Origin of the sequence: Rhizobium sp. AN5, from assembly GCF_900215255.1 — a bacterium.
GTDB classification, from domain to species: domain Bacteria; phylum Pseudomonadota; class Alphaproteobacteria; order Rhizobiales; family Rhizobiaceae; genus Agrobacterium; species Agrobacterium tumefaciens.
Genome location: NZ_OCMJ01000004.1, coordinates 878,504 through 894,026, shown reverse-complemented (window position 1 = coordinate 894,026; position 15,523 = coordinate 878,504). Strand labels below are relative to the sequence as shown.

15 protein-coding genes are annotated in these 15,523 nt (G+C 58.6%); 10 read left to right on the top strand and 5 right to left on the bottom strand.

Annotated elements, in window-relative coordinates:
- Nucleotide 1: 1 nt before the first annotated feature.
- Nucleotides 2-1,141, bottom strand: a complete 1,140-nt coding sequence (locus tag CRP02_RS16805) for an AI-2E family transporter (RefSeq protein ID WP_080798846.1) — start codon at nucleotides 1,139-1,141, stop codon at nucleotides 2-4.
- 296 nt (nucleotides 1,142-1,437) lie between these two features.
- Here CRP02_RS16805 and purM point away from each other — a divergent pair, with 296 nt between their 5' ends.
- The 3 genes from purM to CRP02_RS16790 all read left to right on the top strand — a co-directional run bounded on the left by purM (nucleotide 1,438) and on the right by CRP02_RS16790 (nucleotide 4,244).
- On the top strand, nucleotides 1,438-2,511 hold the full coding sequence (gene purM / locus CRP02_RS16800; RefSeq protein WP_097171779.1) for a phosphoribosylformylglycinamidine cyclo-ligase: 1,074 nt from the start codon (nucleotides 1,438-1,440) through the stop codon (nucleotides 2,509-2,511).
- Complete coding sequence (gene purN, locus CRP02_RS16795) at nucleotides 2,508-3,182, top strand: phosphoribosylglycinamide formyltransferase (RefSeq protein ID WP_097171778.1); 675 nt, start codon at nucleotides 2,508-2,510, stop codon at nucleotides 3,180-3,182. The genes purM and purN overlap by 4 nt, the downstream gene beginning before the upstream one ends.
- Nucleotides 3,183-3,308: 126 nt before the next feature.
- A complete protein-coding gene (locus tag CRP02_RS16790; RefSeq protein WP_097171777.1) occupies nucleotides 3,309-4,244 on the top strand; it encodes an omptin family outer membrane protease in 936 nt (311 codons plus the stop codon).
- A gap of 18 nt (nucleotides 4,245-4,262) precedes the next feature.
- Here CRP02_RS16790 and CRP02_RS16785 read toward each other — a convergent pair whose 3' ends face one another.
- Entirely contained in the window at nucleotides 4,263-4,892 is a 630-nt protein-coding gene (locus tag CRP02_RS16785; protein ID WP_097171776.1) for an NUDIX domain-containing protein, read from the bottom strand.
- A 66-nt stretch (nucleotides 4,893-4,958) separates the two neighbouring features.
- Nucleotides 4,959-7,178: a molybdopterin-dependent oxidoreductase gene (locus CRP02_RS16780; RefSeq protein ID WP_179784156.1), complete on the bottom strand. Its 2,220-nt coding sequence runs from the start codon at nucleotides 7,176-7,178 to the stop codon at nucleotides 4,959-4,961.
- A gap of 29 nt (nucleotides 7,179-7,207) precedes the next feature.
- Between CRP02_RS16780 and CRP02_RS16775 the strand changes: the two genes are divergently transcribed.
- On the top strand, nucleotides 7,208-8,071 hold the full coding sequence (locus CRP02_RS16775; RefSeq protein WP_097171775.1) for a 23S rRNA (adenine(2030)-N(6))-methyltransferase RlmJ: 864 nt from the start codon (nucleotides 7,208-7,210) through the stop codon (nucleotides 8,069-8,071).
- 9 nt (nucleotides 8,072-8,080) lie between these two features.
- On the opposite strand, the gene CRP02_RS16770 is transcribed toward CRP02_RS16775, so the two are convergent.
- Complete coding sequence (locus CRP02_RS16770) at nucleotides 8,081-9,016, bottom strand: lysylphosphatidylglycerol synthase domain-containing protein (protein WP_019565412.1); 936 nt, start codon at nucleotides 9,014-9,016, stop codon at nucleotides 8,081-8,083.
- A gap of 199 nt (nucleotides 9,017-9,215) precedes the next feature.
- Here CRP02_RS16770 and CRP02_RS16765 point away from each other — a divergent pair, with 199 nt between their 5' ends.
- On the top strand, nucleotides 9,216-9,989 hold the full coding sequence (locus CRP02_RS16765; protein ID WP_097171774.1) for a ribonuclease T2 family protein: 774 nt from the start codon (nucleotides 9,216-9,218) through the stop codon (nucleotides 9,987-9,989).
- Nucleotides 9,990-10,022: 33 nt separating this feature from the next.
- A complete protein-coding gene (locus tag CRP02_RS16760; protein ID WP_097171773.1) occupies nucleotides 10,023-10,619 on the top strand; it encodes a glutathione S-transferase in 597 nt (198 codons plus the stop codon).
- A 116-nt stretch (nucleotides 10,620-10,735) separates the two neighbouring features.
- Here the strand turns inward: CRP02_RS16760 and CRP02_RS16755 are convergent, their stop codons facing one another.
- Complete coding sequence (locus CRP02_RS16755; RefSeq protein WP_003512439.1) at nucleotides 10,736-11,392, bottom strand: outer membrane protein; 657 nt, start codon at nucleotides 11,390-11,392, stop codon at nucleotides 10,736-10,738.
- Between the two features lie 347 nt (nucleotides 11,393-11,739).
- Here CRP02_RS16755 and CRP02_RS16750 point away from each other — a divergent pair, with 347 nt between their 5' ends.
- From CRP02_RS16750 to moaD, 4 genes are all read left to right on the top strand, one after another.
- Nucleotides 11,740-12,528: an SDR family oxidoreductase gene (locus CRP02_RS16750; RefSeq protein WP_003512437.1), complete on the top strand. Its 789-nt coding sequence runs from the start codon at nucleotides 11,740-11,742 to the stop codon at nucleotides 12,526-12,528.
- Nucleotides 12,525-14,576, top strand: a complete 2,052-nt coding sequence (gene uvrC / locus CRP02_RS16745; RefSeq protein WP_013635857.1) for an excinuclease ABC subunit UvrC — start codon at nucleotides 12,525-12,527, stop codon at nucleotides 14,574-14,576. Before CRP02_RS16750 ends, uvrC begins: the two co-directional genes overlap by 4 nt.
- A gap of 102 nt (nucleotides 14,577-14,678) precedes the next feature.
- Nucleotides 14,679-15,266, top strand: coding sequence for a CDP-diacylglycerol--glycerol-3-phosphate 3-phosphatidyltransferase (gene pgsA / locus CRP02_RS16740; protein ID WP_003512433.1), 588 nt, complete (start codon nucleotides 14,679-14,681; stop codon nucleotides 15,264-15,266).
- Nucleotides 15,266-15,520 (top strand): molybdopterin converting factor subunit 1, encoded by a 255-nt coding sequence (gene moaD, locus CRP02_RS16735; protein WP_019565410.1) that lies wholly within the window; start codon nucleotides 15,266-15,268, stop codon nucleotides 15,518-15,520. The genes pgsA and moaD overlap by 1 nt, the downstream gene beginning before the upstream one ends.
- Nucleotides 15,521-15,523: the final 3 nt, after the last annotated feature.

The following is a 15,523-nucleotide window of genomic DNA, read 5'->3' as shown; positions in this document are numbered from 1 at the left end:
GTTAGCCCTGAGAGTCAACCTTGCCGGAGGACGTTTCCTGTTCTTCCCAGGGAAGGTTGGCGGCGTGCCCATGGTAAAGATCGCTTTCAAGATATCGCGACAATGCAAAGCGGACAAGCACGCCAACGGCCGCCGCCGCCGGCACGGCGACCAGAAGGCCGACGAAACCGAAAAGCGCACCGAAGGCGAACAATGCGAACATCAGCCATACCGGATGCAGGCCGACGCTGCTGCCGACGAGCTTCGGCTGCAGGATGTTGCCTTCGATGAACTGGCCGGAGAAGAACACGGCAAGTGTCAGAAACACATAGATATAATCAGGCCAGAACTGCACGATGGCAACGCCGACGGCAAGGATGAGGCCAACCATCGAACCAATATATGGAATGAAGCTGATAAGGCCGGAGAAAAGGCCGATCAGCAGGCCGAAATTCAGACCCACCAGCGACAGGCCCACAGCGTAATAAACGCCGAGGATCAGGCAGAGCGACCCCTGCCCGCGCACGAATCCGGCAATTGTCCTGTCCATGTCGCGGGCGATCTGGCGGACCGTATGCACGTAGTCGCGCGGTATCCAGCTATCGACCTTGTCGATCATCCGGTCCCAGTCGAGCAGCAGGTAGAAGGCGACGACGGGTGTAACGACCAGCAGCGACATGACATCGACCAGCGATTTGCCGGAATTCCAGATCTGCGTCAGCAGGGTGCCGATGAAGCCCGCGCCTTCGGTCAGCAGCTTGGAAAAATTCTCCTTCACCGCATTGATCTGGTTGCTCACCCAGTCAGGCAGCAGATTGGCGTCCGCACCGGCGATCAACTGCTGCAGGGACGAGATATATTGCGGGATGCGCGTGATGAATTCGGATGCCTGTGCGGCAATCAACGGAATGATGATGATGAGCGACAGCGCGAAAATCAGCACGAAGGAGACGAGGATAACGACGGTGGCCATCAACCGGCTAAGGCCGCGCCGCTCCAGCCAGTCGGCAACCGGATCGAGAAAATAGGCAAGTGCCATGCCCGCCACGAAAGGCAGGAGGATGGAGCTGAAGACCATCAGGAAAAAGATAAAGACGGCAAGCACGCCTATCCAGAAAAAAACCTGCCGGCGCAGGCTCGTACCGCTCACATGGGGTTGCATCCGTTCATCCTCTTGTCGCCGTGCCGTCATTGCCCATGATGGAGATAGGATGCGCATATGCACATGGTCAAGGCCGGTGGTCGGGCAGCGATAGACACGGCGGTTACCAGGTCTGTGCAACGACGACGGGTTTTCAAGTCTGCGCTGCGCATATCGCCGTCGAGAGGCCCGAGGCACACAAAACGTCAAACCGTCGCAAAGCCGTTAAAAACCGGAGCTTTTGCCACTCAAACCCTTGCATCAGGCCCCGTCCCGTGCGAATGGCGACGCCAAAGGAACCAGCGGAGACGAGAGCGATGAGCCAGTCGGGCAAGAACGGTCTTACCTATAGTGACGCAGGTGTGGATATCGACGCCGGCAACCTGATGGTCGAAAAGATCAAACCGGCGGTGCGCTCGACGCGGCGTCCCGGCGCGGATGGCGAAATCGGCGGCTTCGGCGGCCTGTTCGATCTGAAGGCCGCAGGCTTTAACGATCCGGTTCTGGTGGCCGCCAATGACGGCGTCGGCACCAAGTTGAAGATCGCCATCGACGCGAATTTCCATGACACCGTCGGCATCGATCTCGTTGCCATGTGTGTCAACGATCTCGTTGTGCAGGGCGCAGAACCGCTGTTCTTCCTCGACTATTTCGCGACCGGCAAGCTCGACCCAGACCAGGGCGCTGCCATCGTTTCCGGCATCGCTGCCGGCTGTCGCGAATCCGGCTGTGCGCTGATCGGTGGTGAAACCGCTGAAATGCCCGGCATGTATTCCGATGGCGACTACGATCTCGCGGGCTTTGCCGTGGGTGCTGCCGAACGTGGCCAGCTTCTGCCCGCCGGCGATATTTCCGAAGGCGACGTCATTCTCGGGCTTTCGTCCTCCGGCGTTCATTCCAACGGTTTTTCGCTGGTGCGCAAGATCGTTTCTGTCTCCGGCCTTGACTGGGACGCCCCGGCACCCTTCGCAGATGGCAAGAAGCTTGGCGAAGCGCTGCTGACGCCGACGCGCATCTATGTAAAGCCGCTTTTGAAGGCAATCCGCGAGACCGGTGCGCTGAAGGCGCTGGCGCATATTACCGGCGGCGGCTTCCCGGAGAATATTCCGCGCGTTCTGCCCAAGCATCTCGCCGCCGAGATCGATCTCGACGCGATCGAGGTTCCGGCTGTGTTCTCGTGGCTTGCAAAAACTGGTGGCGTCGAAGCCAAAGAAATGCTGCGCACGTTCAACTGCGGCGTTGGCATGATCGTGGTCGTTTCGGCTGAAAATGCCGCCAAGGTCACCGACGCCCTGACGGCGGAAGGCGAGACCGTGTTCCCGCTCGGCCGCATGGTCGCCCGCGAAGAGGGTGGGCACGGCACGATCTACAAGGGCGCCCTCAGCCTATGATGAGCGCCGCCTCTCGATCTGGCCGCGCACGTGTCGTCGTTTTCATTTCCGGCAGCGGCTCCAACATGGTGTCGCTTGCCAAGGCCTGTCAGGAGACGGATTTTCCGGCCGAGATCGCCTGTGTAATTTCAGACAAGGCGTCGGCAGGCGGGCTGGAAAAGGCGCAGGCGTTCGGTATTCCCACGCTCGTTTTCGAGCGCAAGACCTATGCCAGCAAAGCCGAGCATGAGGGCGCCATTCTGGCCGCACTTGGCGAGATTGCGCCGGATATCATTTGCCTTGCCGGTTACATGCGGCTGATCTCCGGGGATTTCATCGCCCCCTATAAAGGCCGCATCATCAATATCCACCCTTCCCTGCTGCCGCTTTTCCCCGGCCTGCACACCCACCAGCGCGCCATCGACAGCGGCATGAAGATTTCCGGCTGCACCGTACATTTTGTAACCGAAGGCATGGACGAAGGCCCGACTATCGCTCAAGGCGCGGTGCCGGTTCTTTCCGATGACACGGCCGAAACGCTGGCGGCGCGGATACTCACCGTCGAGCATCAGCTCTATCCGCTGGCCCTCAAGCAGCTTGCAGAAGGCAAGGTGCGGATGGAAGGCGGCAAAGCCGTCTCCAGCAGCAGCATAATTAAACAGGAATATTCGAGCCTTATTTCATGTAATTGATAAATAAATCTCTAATATAAACTTTTCCTGAGCAGTATTTCCACCTGAATAAACTGATTGTTTACCACAACCATCCTTAGTATCGGTAACGGCCCTCTTCAGGCCTCCGTCACTTAAGGAGCGATTATGCTGTTTCCGAAATGTTCCCTACCGCTTTCGGCCATTTTATTGATGAACAGCAGCCTGCCGCTTGCAGCTCAAGACAGCGGCATAACTGCCTCGCTCGATGTCGGGGTCCTAAACCTAAAGGCCACGGAAACCGTCTACGATGGCAGCCACAAAATCAGCCATCTCGACTGGAAGACAACAAATGCCATGGCCTTGCGCGGATCGCTCGGATTTGAACTGTCACCCGACTGGCGCGTCAAAACAGAGGGCCGCATTGGCTTTGCTGGCGATGGCTACATGACGGACTACGATTGGCTGCGTCCCTATTATAGGGATACGTCGAAGAATGGATGGAGCGACCGCTCACAGCATGGCGACACCCGGCTCGATCACTACTTAACCGGAAGCATCGAACTTAACCGAACTCTGCTTGAAGACCAAGTGCAGCATCTCAGCGCCGGTATCGGCTTTCGCTATACCGACGTACAGTGGTCAGCATATGGCGGAAACTATATCTACAGCTGGGGGGGCTTTCGCAACAACGTCGGTGAGTTCAACAATGGCGAAAAAGGAATTACCTATCGCCAGCAAATACCAGTGTTTTACGGCAATCTGACAGGCGGGCGCAAAATCGGCAACTGGTCGCTGAATGCCGGTCTCGAAGGCGGCGCGATGGTGTACGCTAAAGCCACCGACGATCACTGGATGCGATCGCTCCGCTTCACCGACAACTTCGACATCGGTGGCATGTTCGGGGCCAAAGCTGGCATCGCCTACAACCTCACCGATACTGCCTCGCTCTATCTGGACGGCGCTTATGAATATACGAGTTTCGGTCGCGGAGACGAAACGGTCACACGGTTTGGAAGCGCTAATGGCTCCTTTTACAAAAATGCCGGTGGCGGCGACATGCAGTCGCTTCTCGTGAGCGCTGGCGTCAAGGGCCGCTTCTGAGTTCTTGCGGCGGACGTGTCACGCCCGCCCTGAAAGCCTCGATCGGTTCAACATCGCCCATTGCAGCAAAATAATCGTCTTGGAATCGGTGATTTCGCCGGACGCGATCATCGCGAAGGCTTCGTCGAGGCCGTAGGTCAGAACCTCCAGATCCTCGCCTTCCGTTTCCAGACCGCCGCCGCTGCCGGCCTGCACGTCAAGATCGATGCGGGCAACGAAGAGGCTGACTTTTTCGGTGAGCGTTCCCGGGCTGGCATACATGTCGAACAGGTATTCGACCTTTTCCACCGCGTAGCCAGATTCTTCCATCGCCTCGCGGCGAATGGCGTCGGCGGCATTGTCGTCATCGAGGAGCCCCGCTGGCACTTCGATCATGAAGCTTGGATCGCCGTTCACGAAGACGGCAGGACGGAACTGGCGCACCATCACCACGCTGTCGCGTTTGGCATCATATAGAAGGATGGCGGCGGCACTGCCGTGATCGTGGACTTCCCGCACGATGCGGATTGTCTTGCCATCCGGCATGCGCTGGTCGAAAACGAGCTTCTGCATATGCACGAAGCCCTTCCACACCGTTTCCTTTTCCACCAGCCGGACCCTGCCGGAATCAGTGTCGCCCGGAACGTTTTTCGCTTGCGTCTGTGTCACCGGATATTCCCTTGCCTGTCGCGGAAGTGTTCAGCTTGGCCCTGTTGCGGTGCAATATCAAGCCTTTCAGGCTTCGTCGTCGCGGTGGAGCCACACCTTGTTGTCGTGGAAAGCCGCGCCGCCATAGGGGGCAACGGCATCGGCACCCGTCAGAACATTGATACCCTCGCCGTCCAGATGCGCCTTGTTGGGCCACAACCCTTCGGCAACCAGAACGCCGGGCCTCGCACCCTCCACGATTTTCGCGTGAAGACGCACTTCGCCGCGGCCATTGCCGATACGCACGATGTCGCCATCGGCTATACCGTTACGGGTGGCGTCCTCGGAACAGATCATCACTTCCGGACGGCCTTCCTTCTGCACGGAGGTTTTCGTTTCCGCGAAGGTGGAGTTGAGGAAGTTGCGCGCTGGCGATGTCGCCAGTCGGAAAGGATGCTCTCCGTCAGCGGTTTCGATGACATCTACCTGATCCGGAAACTTGGGAAATTGCGCAACCGGCCCCATCACGCCGATATTTTTCGGCGGCTTGTTCGGAGATGGCCCCGTCGCCCATTCGGGGCTGAAACGGAATTTTCCGTCGCCATAACCAAAGCCTTCGAGATAATGCGCCACCTCGAAAGAGGGCTGCGCATCGATCCATTTTTCTTCCGCCAACGTATCGAAATCGCCCCAGCCGCTGACTTTCAGCATATGATCGACGTGGTCGCGGGCGGAAAGGCCGAAGCCCGGCATATGGTCGATACCGAGACGTTTCGCCAGTTCTTCGATGACGAAGAGATTGGTGCGCACGGTTTCCGGAGGCTCCACCAGTTTCGGGCCGAGCAGAATGTGGTTCTGGCCTCCCGCACGGTAGATATCGTCATGTTCAAGGAACATGGTGGCCGGCAGCACGATATCGGCCAGCTCGGCCGTCTCCGTCATGAATTGCTCATGCACGGCAACAAAAAGATCGTCGCGCAGGAAACCCTGTTTCACCAGCCGCTGCTCGGGTGCGACATTGACGGGGTTGGTGTTCTGGATGAGCAGCGCCGTCACCGGGCCACCGTGTCGCAGCGCTTCCGCATCTCCCGTCAGCACACGGCCGATCTGTGACTGGTCGAGCTGGCGCACGTCGGGGTCGGCATAGGCTGTGCCCATCAGTTCCGCCTTGTTGAGCCGGAAGATATCGCCGTTATTGTGGAAGGCGCCGCCGCCTTCATATTGCCAGGAGCCGAGCACCGTCGCGATCGAAAGGGCGGCATGCATGGCGACTGCACCATTGCGCTGGCGGGCAAAACCATAACCCAGCCGGAAGAACGTCTTTTTCGTCGTGCCCACGAGCCTTGCGAAATCCTCGATTTCCTCCACGGAAAGACCGGTGATTTCGGACGCCCATTGCGGCGTCTTCGACTTCAGATGCTCTTCAAGTCCTACCGGATCGTCAGCGAAGCGCGCCATGTAATCGCGGTCGGCATAACCATCGCGGAAGGCAATGTGCATGATGGCGCAGGCGAGCGCTGCATCGGTGCCGGGACGCAGGACGATGCGCATATCGGCCTGTTTCATGGTCGGATTGTCATAGATATCGACGACGACGATCTTCGCGCCACGTTCCTTGCGGGCTTTTACCGCATGGGTCATGACGTTGACCTGCGTGGCGACCGCATTCGTGCCCCAGATGACGACGACATCGGCCTTGCCGATTTCGCGCGGATCGGGTCCGCGAAGCGCGCCTGTACCCATCACATAACCCGTCCAGGCCATGTTGGTGCAGATCGATCCGAAAAAGCCGGAATATTTTTTGGCGTGACGCAGGCGCTCGATGGAATCGCGCTGAACCTGTCCCATGGTTCCGGCATAGAAATAGGGCCAGATGGCCTCGGCGCCGTGCTTTGCCTCGGCTTTGACGAAGGCGTCGGCAACCTCGTCCAGTGCCGCCTCCCAGGATATCTCCTGCCAGTCGCCGGCACCCTTCGCACCCTTGCGGCGCTTCGGGGTCAAAAGACGGCCGGGATGATAGATACGCTCGGAATAACGCGCCACCTTGGCGCAGATGACGCCGGCAGTGTATGTATTGGCATTGGCGCCGCGCACGCGGCCGATGCGGCCATCGGCGTTGATGTCCACTTCCAGCGCGCAGGCGCTCGGACAGTCATGCGGACAGACCGTGTGGCCGATGCGCGTGGCACTTTCGGCTTTCGGGGCGGCGTTTTTAGCGGAAATCGGGGTCGCAAGGTTCATGTCTTTTCTATATTGCATCAGCGACGCGGCAAAAAGGCCGAAGTGACGTCCATCAAGAATATTCATCATCCCCATCGGCAAGCGAGACACATCCCATGAACTATCGCCACATCTACCACGCCGGCAATTTCGCGGATGTTCTCAAACACGCCGTTCTCGCCCGTCTCGTCCGTTACCTGCAGAACAAGGACAAGGCGTTTCGGGTGCTGGATACTCATGCCGGCATCGGCCTTTACGACCTGTCGTCGGAAGAGGCGCAGAAGACTGGCGAATGGCAGACTGGCATCGGCAAGCTGATGGACGCCGATCTGCCGGCCGCTATCGCCGAATTGCTGGAACCCTATCTTTCCACCGTCAGGGAACTTAACCCCGAAGGCGGCATGCAATTCTACCCCGGCTCGCCGAAACTCGCGCGCATGCTGTTCCGCCCGCAGGACCGGCTTTCGGCCATGGAACTGCACCCGGACGACGCACGCGCGCTGGCGCGTCTGTTCGAGGGAGATTATCAGGTTCGGGTGACGGAGCTCGATGGCTGGCTGTCGCTTGGCGCGCATCTGCCGCCGAAGGAAAAACGCGGCCTCATCCTCGTCGATCCGCCTTTCGAGCTTGAAAATGAATATCAGCGGCTGGCGGATGGGTTGAACAAGGCATATCGGCGTTTCTCCACCGGCACCTATTGCCTGTGGTATCCGCTCAAAAAAGGCGCACCGATCAAGGATTTCCACGAGCGGCTGCAATCCTTCGATATTCCGAAGATGCTGTGCGCGGAACTTTCCGTGAAAAGTGACCGCCTGGAAGGCTTGAGCGGCTCCGGCCTCATCGTCGTCAACCCGCCCTACACGCTGAAGGACGAGCTGCACACGCTATTGCCATTCCTGAAGACGGTGATGGCGCAGGACAGATACGCCTCGCACCGCGCCTTCTGGCTGCGCGGCGAGGAAAAGCCGGAAGAGGATTGAGGGCTTACCTCACCCCTTCCGCGCCTGTGCAAGCTGCGATCGCTCAAAGAACAGGATCACGAACAGCGCCATGATGAACGGGATGATGAGATAGAACAGCCGGAACACCAGCAGCGCCGCAATCACGTCAGCCGGGTTCATATCCGGCAGCCCGGTGACGAACACCAGCTCCAGCACGCCAAGCCCGCCCGGCGCGTGCGAGATGAGCGCCGCTGAAAAGGAAATCAGGAAAATCCCGAGAATGATCATGAAACCGGGATTTCCGGCTTCCGGCAGCGCGAAATAGATGATGCCCGCCGCTCCGATCAGTTCGATCGGACCGATGACAAGCTGTTGCGCCACCAGTTTCGGCACGGGATAGGGCAGGAAAAACGAACCGATTTTCAGCGGCCGCAGCTTTAAAAGGCTGCCAAGCACATAAAGTGCGACGATGGCGAGCAGCAGGACGCCGGTTGTCGTTGATGCTTCCACGGGCAGGATGCCGGTAAAGCGCTCGGTAATGTCCGGTTCGTAGACCAGCACCAGACCGATGAGCATGATCGTTCCGATGATGAAGGTGAAGGAACAAAGGCCGACGAGAATGCCGACTTCGGCAGCGCTCAACCCTTTGGACGTATAGGCCCGGTATCGGACGACGGCACCGGAAAACACGGATGCCCCGACATTGTGGGAAAGCGCGTAGGTGGTGAAGGAGGTGAGCGTGATGAAGAACCAGTTTACCTTGCGGCCGAGATGCTGGAGAGCGATGCGGTCGTAACCGGCAAGGGCGGCATAGGCGACAAGCGTCGACAGGCCGGAGCACACCCAGTCCCGCGCGCGAATGGCCGTGAGGCTTTCCCATAGATCATCGAGTGAAAGACCGCGCAGCTCGTGATAGAGCAGCCAGGCCGAAAAACCGATCGTTGCCAGACCAATGACGGGCCAGATGTATTTCTTCAATGTCATGCGGTCATGCCCGCCTATTTCCCCCAGCTTCACCCCAACCCGATTTCCGCACTCCGCAGAAGATTCGTTCGACTCTATTCGTTATGCGGCGAAGCTTTCAACCTTTTTGCCCGTTTGCCTCGTTCACAAATTTATGTAAGACCGCTTTGTCGTCTGCGGGCGATACGAGGTCGTCCATTTTCCGGAGAGCGTGCACGGAATGAAGCGTTATGCCGGTTTCATCGCCTTCGGTCTTCTGTCGCTTGCGGCCCTGTGGTTCTCGCGGGAAAATCCGGTCCCGACCGGTTCTGCAACCAACCGGCAGACCCAATCCCAAACGCAGCCCGCCGGCAATTCCAGGCCCGAAACATCCCAGCCGGGAATTTCCCGGCGAGACACGGGCAAAAACCCTGTGCCCGCCGGAACGGGCTTCGATTTTTATGTGCTTTCGCTCTCCTGGTCGCCGGCGTTCTGCGCCAGTTCCGAAGGTTCCGGCAATCGCCAGCAATGCGGCAGCGACAGGCGTTACGGTTTCGTCGTGCACGGGCTTTGGCCGCAAAACGAAACCGGATACCCCGAATTCTGCACGAGCAGCGAGCCGGACCGTGTGCCCGACGCAATCGGCCGCACGATGTTCGACATCATGCCCTCCATGGGCCTGATCGGCCACCAGTGGCGCAAGCACGGCGCCTGCTCCGGCCTTTCGCAGAAGGATTATTTTTCGGCAACACGAACCGCCTTCGAGGCGGTCAAGCTGCCGGAGACGATTGCTTCGGGCGCTAAAGGCGCCACCCTTTCCGCCGACGCCATCGAAACCGCCTTCACCGACGCCAACCCCGGCATGTCGAAACGCGGCGTCTCGATCAGTTGCGACGGAAAACGCCTTGAGGAAGTCCGTATCTGCCTCAACAAGGACATGACATTCCGCGATTGCCCTGAGCTTGACCGCAAGGGCTGCCGCGTCAGCGCTACCGAAATCGTCCCCATACGCTAATACTCACACATCAACATACGTCAGGACCCGACTATGGAACTGCTTTATTCCGTCACTTCCCCCTACTCCGCCAAGGTGCGCATGGCCGCCCGCCATCTTGGCATCGACATTGCCAATGTCGCCGTCGACACCAATGCCGAGCCCGCGACGCTGGTTGACAACAATCCGCTCGGCAAAATTCCGGTCCTGCTTCTGGACGATGGCGGGTCCGTCTATGACAGCGTCGCGATCATGCACTATCTAGACCGTCTTTCGGGCGGCAAGCTCTACCCTAAAAAGAACGGCAAGCGCACCGAAGCGGAAATTCTGGAAGCGCTCTGCGACGGTATCATGGATTGCCTGCTGGCCATCGTTTACGAGCGCCGTTCCCGCCCGGAAGACAGAGTTCACCAGCCATGGATCGACAAGCAGTGGAAAAAGGCGGTGAAGGGTCTGGATCAGCTCAACGCCAACCTGCCGAAAACCGGCAAGAAGCTGCATGGCGGACATTTCGCCCTTGCGGCACTGATCGGTTATCTCGATCTGCGTTTTGCAGGCGAATGGGCCGAAGGACACGAGGCGCTGGCGCAATGGCCGGAGACATTCGGCAAGCGTTTCGAAGCCTATAAGGACATGAAGGCCGCCGCCTGACGCCAATGTGAGCGCCATGCCTGGCCTGATCGCCGGGCATGGATGTGGTCACTGATGGCAAAAACAAAAAAGCCGGGGCGTAAACCCCGGCTTTTCTTTTACCGATCCTTGAAGGATCAGAACTTGACGCCGATACCGGCCTTGACGGAGTGGTCGTCGAAGCCGCGCGAGAACGCGCCGGAGTCCAGGCTGTAGTCCTTCTTCTGGTAGTCGCTGTAGCGATATTCCAGACGGGCAGTGATGTTGTCCGTAACCATGGCTTCAACGCCGGCACCAACGGTGTAGCCGAGGGCGGTTGCGCTGTCCTTGGAGGTCGCGTCACGTACCTTGTTGTCGGAGGCTGCGAGACCAGCCGTACCGTACAGCAGGAACGGGTTCATGTCGTAACCGACGCGGGCACGCAGCGAGCCGTTGACGCCCTGCTTGCCTTCGACGGCGTTGCCACCAACCGTACCAGCGGAACCGCGCTCGCGGCCGAGGTTAACATCTGCTTCGGCACCGTAAACGATCTGGCCGTTCTGCATGTTGTAACCGCCGTAGATACCGCCGCCAGCGCCCTTGGCGTCACGGCCGTCGTTGCTGGAGCTGAAACGGCCCCAATCGTAGTTGGCGGTACCACCGAGGTAAGCGCCGGTCCAGTTCTTGACCGGAGCGGGCTGGTCGTAGGCTACCGGTGCCTGCGGCACGTCGTTTACGGCGTCAGCGGCGTGAGCAGCCGAGAAACCGGCGGCTGCAATGGTCGAAGCCATAATGGTTGCTACGAAAATACGCATGTTATTCTCCTTTCAGGACCGCGCCGTACTCAAAACATTGTTTTTAGACGCGGTAAATTCGTCGGGTTAATCGCCCCTCTGAAAATTGAATTTGATGGGAGAATGCGGAGATCAAAGAGCCAAAATGTGAATTGTTTGGGGCAGACACGTGACTAGAATTAGACGTTGCCTAATTGCCACAAGGGTTTTATTAACCCTACCGGAAACTTAATTTCCAATATATCGAATTTAAACTTAGTTATATTCAAATTAAATTTAAATTACATTACCAATAAAAATCCACACAATTCTTTTACGGCCCACGGACAGCTTGCGATTTGCGATTATATCCAGCAAATAGGGCGTGTATGAGCAAATGCAGGTCCGCTGTGAAAGAAAATATACCGAAGACAGTCTTGATAACGGGTGCCGCCCGGCGGCTCGGGCGGGCGATCGCCACGGATTTGGCCTCGCATGGCTTTGCGATTGCCGTCCACGCCAATGCCTCTATGGGGCAAGCCGAGGAATTCGCTAACGAAATAAGGCAAAAAGGCGGCAAGGCCGTTGCCGTTCAGGCGGATCTGACACAATCATCGCCAACGATGGCGCTTGTCGAACAGGCATCTTCGGCGCTCGGCCCGATAGGCGTCGTCGTCAACAATGCATCCATTTTTCTGGACGATTCGGCAGAAACGCCCGATCCGGCGATCTTCGACGCGCATTTTTCCGTGCATGTGCGGGCGCCTTCCCTCATCGCGGCCGCCTTCGTTCAGCAATTGCCTCAGGACAAATCCGGACTGATCGTCAACATCATCGATCAGCGTGTACTTGCGCTTACGCCGCGTTTTTACTCCTATACGCTTTCGAAATCGGCCCTTTGGACAGCCACACGGACGATGGCGCAGAGTTTTGCGCCGCGGGTGCGCGTCAACGCCATCGGGCCGGGTCCCTCCTTCAAAAGCGAAAGACAGGCGCCGGAGGACTTTCAGGCGCAGATCGACGGCCTTATATTAAAGCGCGGTCCGGAACCCGACGAGTTCGGGCGGACGATTCGCTTTCTTTTTGATACGCCGTCGATCACCGGACAAATGATCGCGCTCGATGGCGGCCAGCATCTTGGCTGGGAAACCCCTGATGTGGCGGAGATACCTGAATGAACGGAAAGAAGCTGCCTGACGGCGGTATTCTCTTCGATGAAACCGATGACGAAGACGACGATGCAAACCTTGCCGCGACAGACGCGGCCGAGGCACCGCGCGACGTTGCCGGCATGGACTGGAATGCCGGCTGGAAAAACGAATCCGGCCTGAAGGGCATGGATCTGATCGGCGAATTCGTCAAACACCTGCCGAACTCGCCGGGTGTCTACCGCATGTTCAACGAGGCGAACGACGTTCTCTACGTCGGCAAGGCGCGCTCGCTGAAGAAGCGCGTCGGCAACTATGCCCAGGGTCGCGTGCATTCCAACCGCATTGCGCAGATGGTGCGGCTGACCGCCCATATGGAATTCGTCACCACCCGCACGGAAACCGAGGCGCTTCTCCTGGAAGCTAACCTCATCAAACGCTTGCGGCCGCGCTTTAATGTGCTTTTGCGCGACGACAAGTCATTTCCCTATATCCTGATCACCGCCGACAATCGTGCACCGGCGATTTTCAAGCACCGGGGTGCGCGGGCGCGCAAGGGTGACTATTTCGGACCCTTCGCCTCTGCCGGAGCCGTCGGGCGCACGATCAATTCACTGCAACGCGCGTTCTTGATCCGCACCTGCACCGACAGCGTTTTCGAAACCCGCACGCGGCCCTGTCTTCTTTACCAGATCAAGCGCTGTTCCGGCCCCTGCACACATGAGGTGAGCGATGAGGGGTATGCGGAACTCGTCAAGGAAGCCAAGGATTTCCTGTCCGGCAAGAGCCAGAGCGTCAAGACCGCGATTGCCCGACAGATGAACGAGGCGGCCGAGGATCTCGACTTCGAGCGCGCCGCCGTCTATCGCGACCGGCTGGCGGCGCTCTCGCACGTCCAGAGCCATCAGGGCATCAATCCGGCCGGCATCGAGGAGGCGGATGTTTTCGCCATCCATCACGAGGGCGGCATATCCTGCATCCAAGTGTTCTTTTTCCGCACCGGCCAGAACTGGGGCAACCGCGCTTATTTTCCAAAGGCCGACCCGTCCCTGCCCGGCTCGGAAATCCTCAATGCGTTCCTGGCGCAATTTTACGACGACAAACCGGTGCCGAAGCAAATCCTGCTTTCCGAAACCGTAGAGGAACAGGAATTGCTGGCCGCTGCTCTCGGTGAAAAAGCCGGACACAAGGTCACGATCAGCGTGCCGCAGCGCGGCGAGAAGAAGGACATCACCGACCATGTTCTTGCCAATGCCCGCGAGGCGCATGGCCGCAAGCTGGCGGAAACCTCGTCTCAGGCGCGGCTGCTGAAGGGGTTCGCGGAAACCTTCAACCTTCCCTACGTGCCGCGCCGGATCGAGATTTACGACAACTCGCACATCATGGGCACCAATGCCGTGGGCGGCATGGTGGTGGCGGGGCCGGAAGGCTTCGTGAAAAACCAGTATCGCAAGTTCAACATCAAATCGACCGACATCACTCCCGGTGACGACTTCGGCATGATGCGTGAGGTCATGACCCGCCGCTTCTCGCGCCTGTTGAAGGAAGAGGGCAAGCCCGACCGCGCGCAGACGCTGACGCCCACACCCGAGGAAGCCGCGGACATGCCCTTCCCCGCCTGGCCGGACGTTATCCTGATCGATGGTGGTCAGGGACAGATGACGGCGGTGCGTGCCATCCTCGATGAGCTCGACATTCGCGACAGCGTGATTGCCATCGGCGTCGCCAAGGGTGTGGACCGCGAGGCGGGCCGCGAGCGCTTCTTCGCGGATGGCCGCAGCGATTTTTCCCTGCCGCCGCGCGATCCCGTGCTTTACTTCATTCAGCGCATGCGCGACGAGGCCCACCGTTTTGCCATCGGCTCTCACCGGGCGCGGCGCAAGAAGGAAATGGTGCGCAATCCGCTGGATGAAATTTCGGGGATCGGCCCAGGACGCAAGCGCTCGCTGCTGCAGCATTTCGGTACGGCCAAGGCGGTTTCACGCGCAGGCCTCAACGATCTGATGAATGTCACCGGCATTTCAGAAGCCGTAGCGCGGCAAATCTACAATCACTTCCATGAGAGCAGTGGCGATTGAAGGCTCACTGTCGCAACGAACTGCTAAAAAAACATAATAACGTGTTGACCCTATGCGTCAGGGGCGGCATCAAGGCAGCTTATCCAGACTGACAGGTTTCCCATGGCTTCGCGCGCATACAGCATTCCCAACCTTCTCACCTATGCCCGCATTCTGGCGGTTCCCGTCATCGTTTTGTGTTTTTACATCGAAGGAAAGCTGGAAAGCTCGGATTTTGCGCGCTGGACGGCACTCTGGCTGTTCATCGTCGCCTCGCTGACCGATTTTCTGGATGGTTATCTGGCGCGTATCTGGAACCAGACCTCCAATATCGGCCGCATGCTGGACCCGATCGCCGACAAGCTGCTGGTCGCCTCGGTGCTGCTTTTGATGGCAGCCGACGGCACCATTGCCGGCTGGTCGCTGTGGGCCGCTATTACCATTCTCTGCCGCGAAATTCTGGTCTCTGGCCTGCGTGAATATCTGGCGGCGCTGAAGGTCAGCGTTCCCGTCACCCGCATCGCGAAGTGGAAGACGACCATCCAGATGGTGGCCATCGCCTTTCTTCTCGCCGGTCCCGCAGGCGACAAGGTTCTGCCCTACACGACCGAGATGGGAATTACGCTTCTCTGGCTTGCAGCAGCGCTGACCATGTACACCGGCTACGACTACTTCAAGGCTGGCCTCAAGCACATCGTGGACGAAGAATGATGGCGCGGATCGTTTATTTCGCCTGGGTTCGCGAAAAGATCGGCACGGCTGAGGAGGAGCTGGATATCCCCTCCTCCGTTACCACGGCCGGCGAGCTGATCGCTTATCTCTCAACCCTTGGTGAAAACTACGAAGCCGCCTTCGAATTTCCGGATGTGATCCGCGTTGCGGTCAATCAGGAACATGTCGAACATGACGAGAGCATTGCCGGTGCGCGCGAGATCGGCATCTTCCCGCCCATGACGGGGGGATAACCG

What these genes read in the sequence shown, in the direction of transcription:
- CRP02_RS16805 (WP_080798846.1), bottom strand. Translation starts at nt 1,141, where the DNA reads ATGCAACCCCATGTGAGCGGTACGAGCCTGCGCCGGCAGGTTTTTTTC.
- purM (WP_097171779.1), top strand. Translation starts at nt 1,438, where the DNA reads ATGAGCCAGTCGGGCAAGAACGGTCTTACCTATAGTGACGCAGGTGTG.
- purN (WP_097171778.1), top strand. Translation starts at nt 2,508, where the DNA reads ATGATGAGCGCCGCCTCTCGATCTGGCCGCGCACGTGTCGTCGTTTTC.
- CRP02_RS16790 (WP_097171777.1), top strand. Translation starts at nt 3,309, where the DNA reads ATGCTGTTTCCGAAATGTTCCCTACCGCTTTCGGCCATTTTATTGATG.
- CRP02_RS16780 (WP_179784156.1), bottom strand. Translation starts at nt 7,178, where the DNA reads ATGAATATTCTTGATGGACGTCACTTCGGCCTTTTTGCCGCGTCGCTG.
- CRP02_RS16775 (WP_097171775.1), top strand. Translation starts at nt 7,208, where the DNA reads ATGAACTATCGCCACATCTACCACGCCGGCAATTTCGCGGATGTTCTC.
- CRP02_RS16770 (WP_019565412.1), bottom strand. Translation starts at nt 9,016, where the DNA reads ATGACATTGAAGAAATACATCTGGCCCGTCATTGGTCTGGCAACGATC.
- CRP02_RS16765 (WP_097171774.1), top strand. Translation starts at nt 9,216, where the DNA reads ATGAAGCGTTATGCCGGTTTCATCGCCTTCGGTCTTCTGTCGCTTGCG.
- CRP02_RS16760 (WP_097171773.1), top strand. Translation starts at nt 10,023, where the DNA reads ATGGAACTGCTTTATTCCGTCACTTCCCCCTACTCCGCCAAGGTGCGC.
- CRP02_RS16755 (WP_003512439.1), bottom strand. Translation starts at nt 11,392, where the DNA reads ATGCGTATTTTCGTAGCAACCATTATGGCTTCGACCATTGCAGCCGCC.
- CRP02_RS16750 (WP_003512437.1), top strand. Translation starts at nt 11,740, where the DNA reads ATGAGCAAATGCAGGTCCGCTGTGAAAGAAAATATACCGAAGACAGTC.
- uvrC (WP_013635857.1), top strand. Translation starts at nt 12,525, where the DNA reads ATGAACGGAAAGAAGCTGCCTGACGGCGGTATTCTCTTCGATGAAACC.
- pgsA (WP_003512433.1), top strand. Translation starts at nt 14,679, where the DNA reads ATGGCTTCGCGCGCATACAGCATTCCCAACCTTCTCACCTATGCCCGC.
- moaD (WP_019565410.1), top strand. Translation starts at nt 15,266, where the DNA reads ATGGCGCGGATCGTTTATTTCGCCTGGGTTCGCGAAAAGATCGGCACG.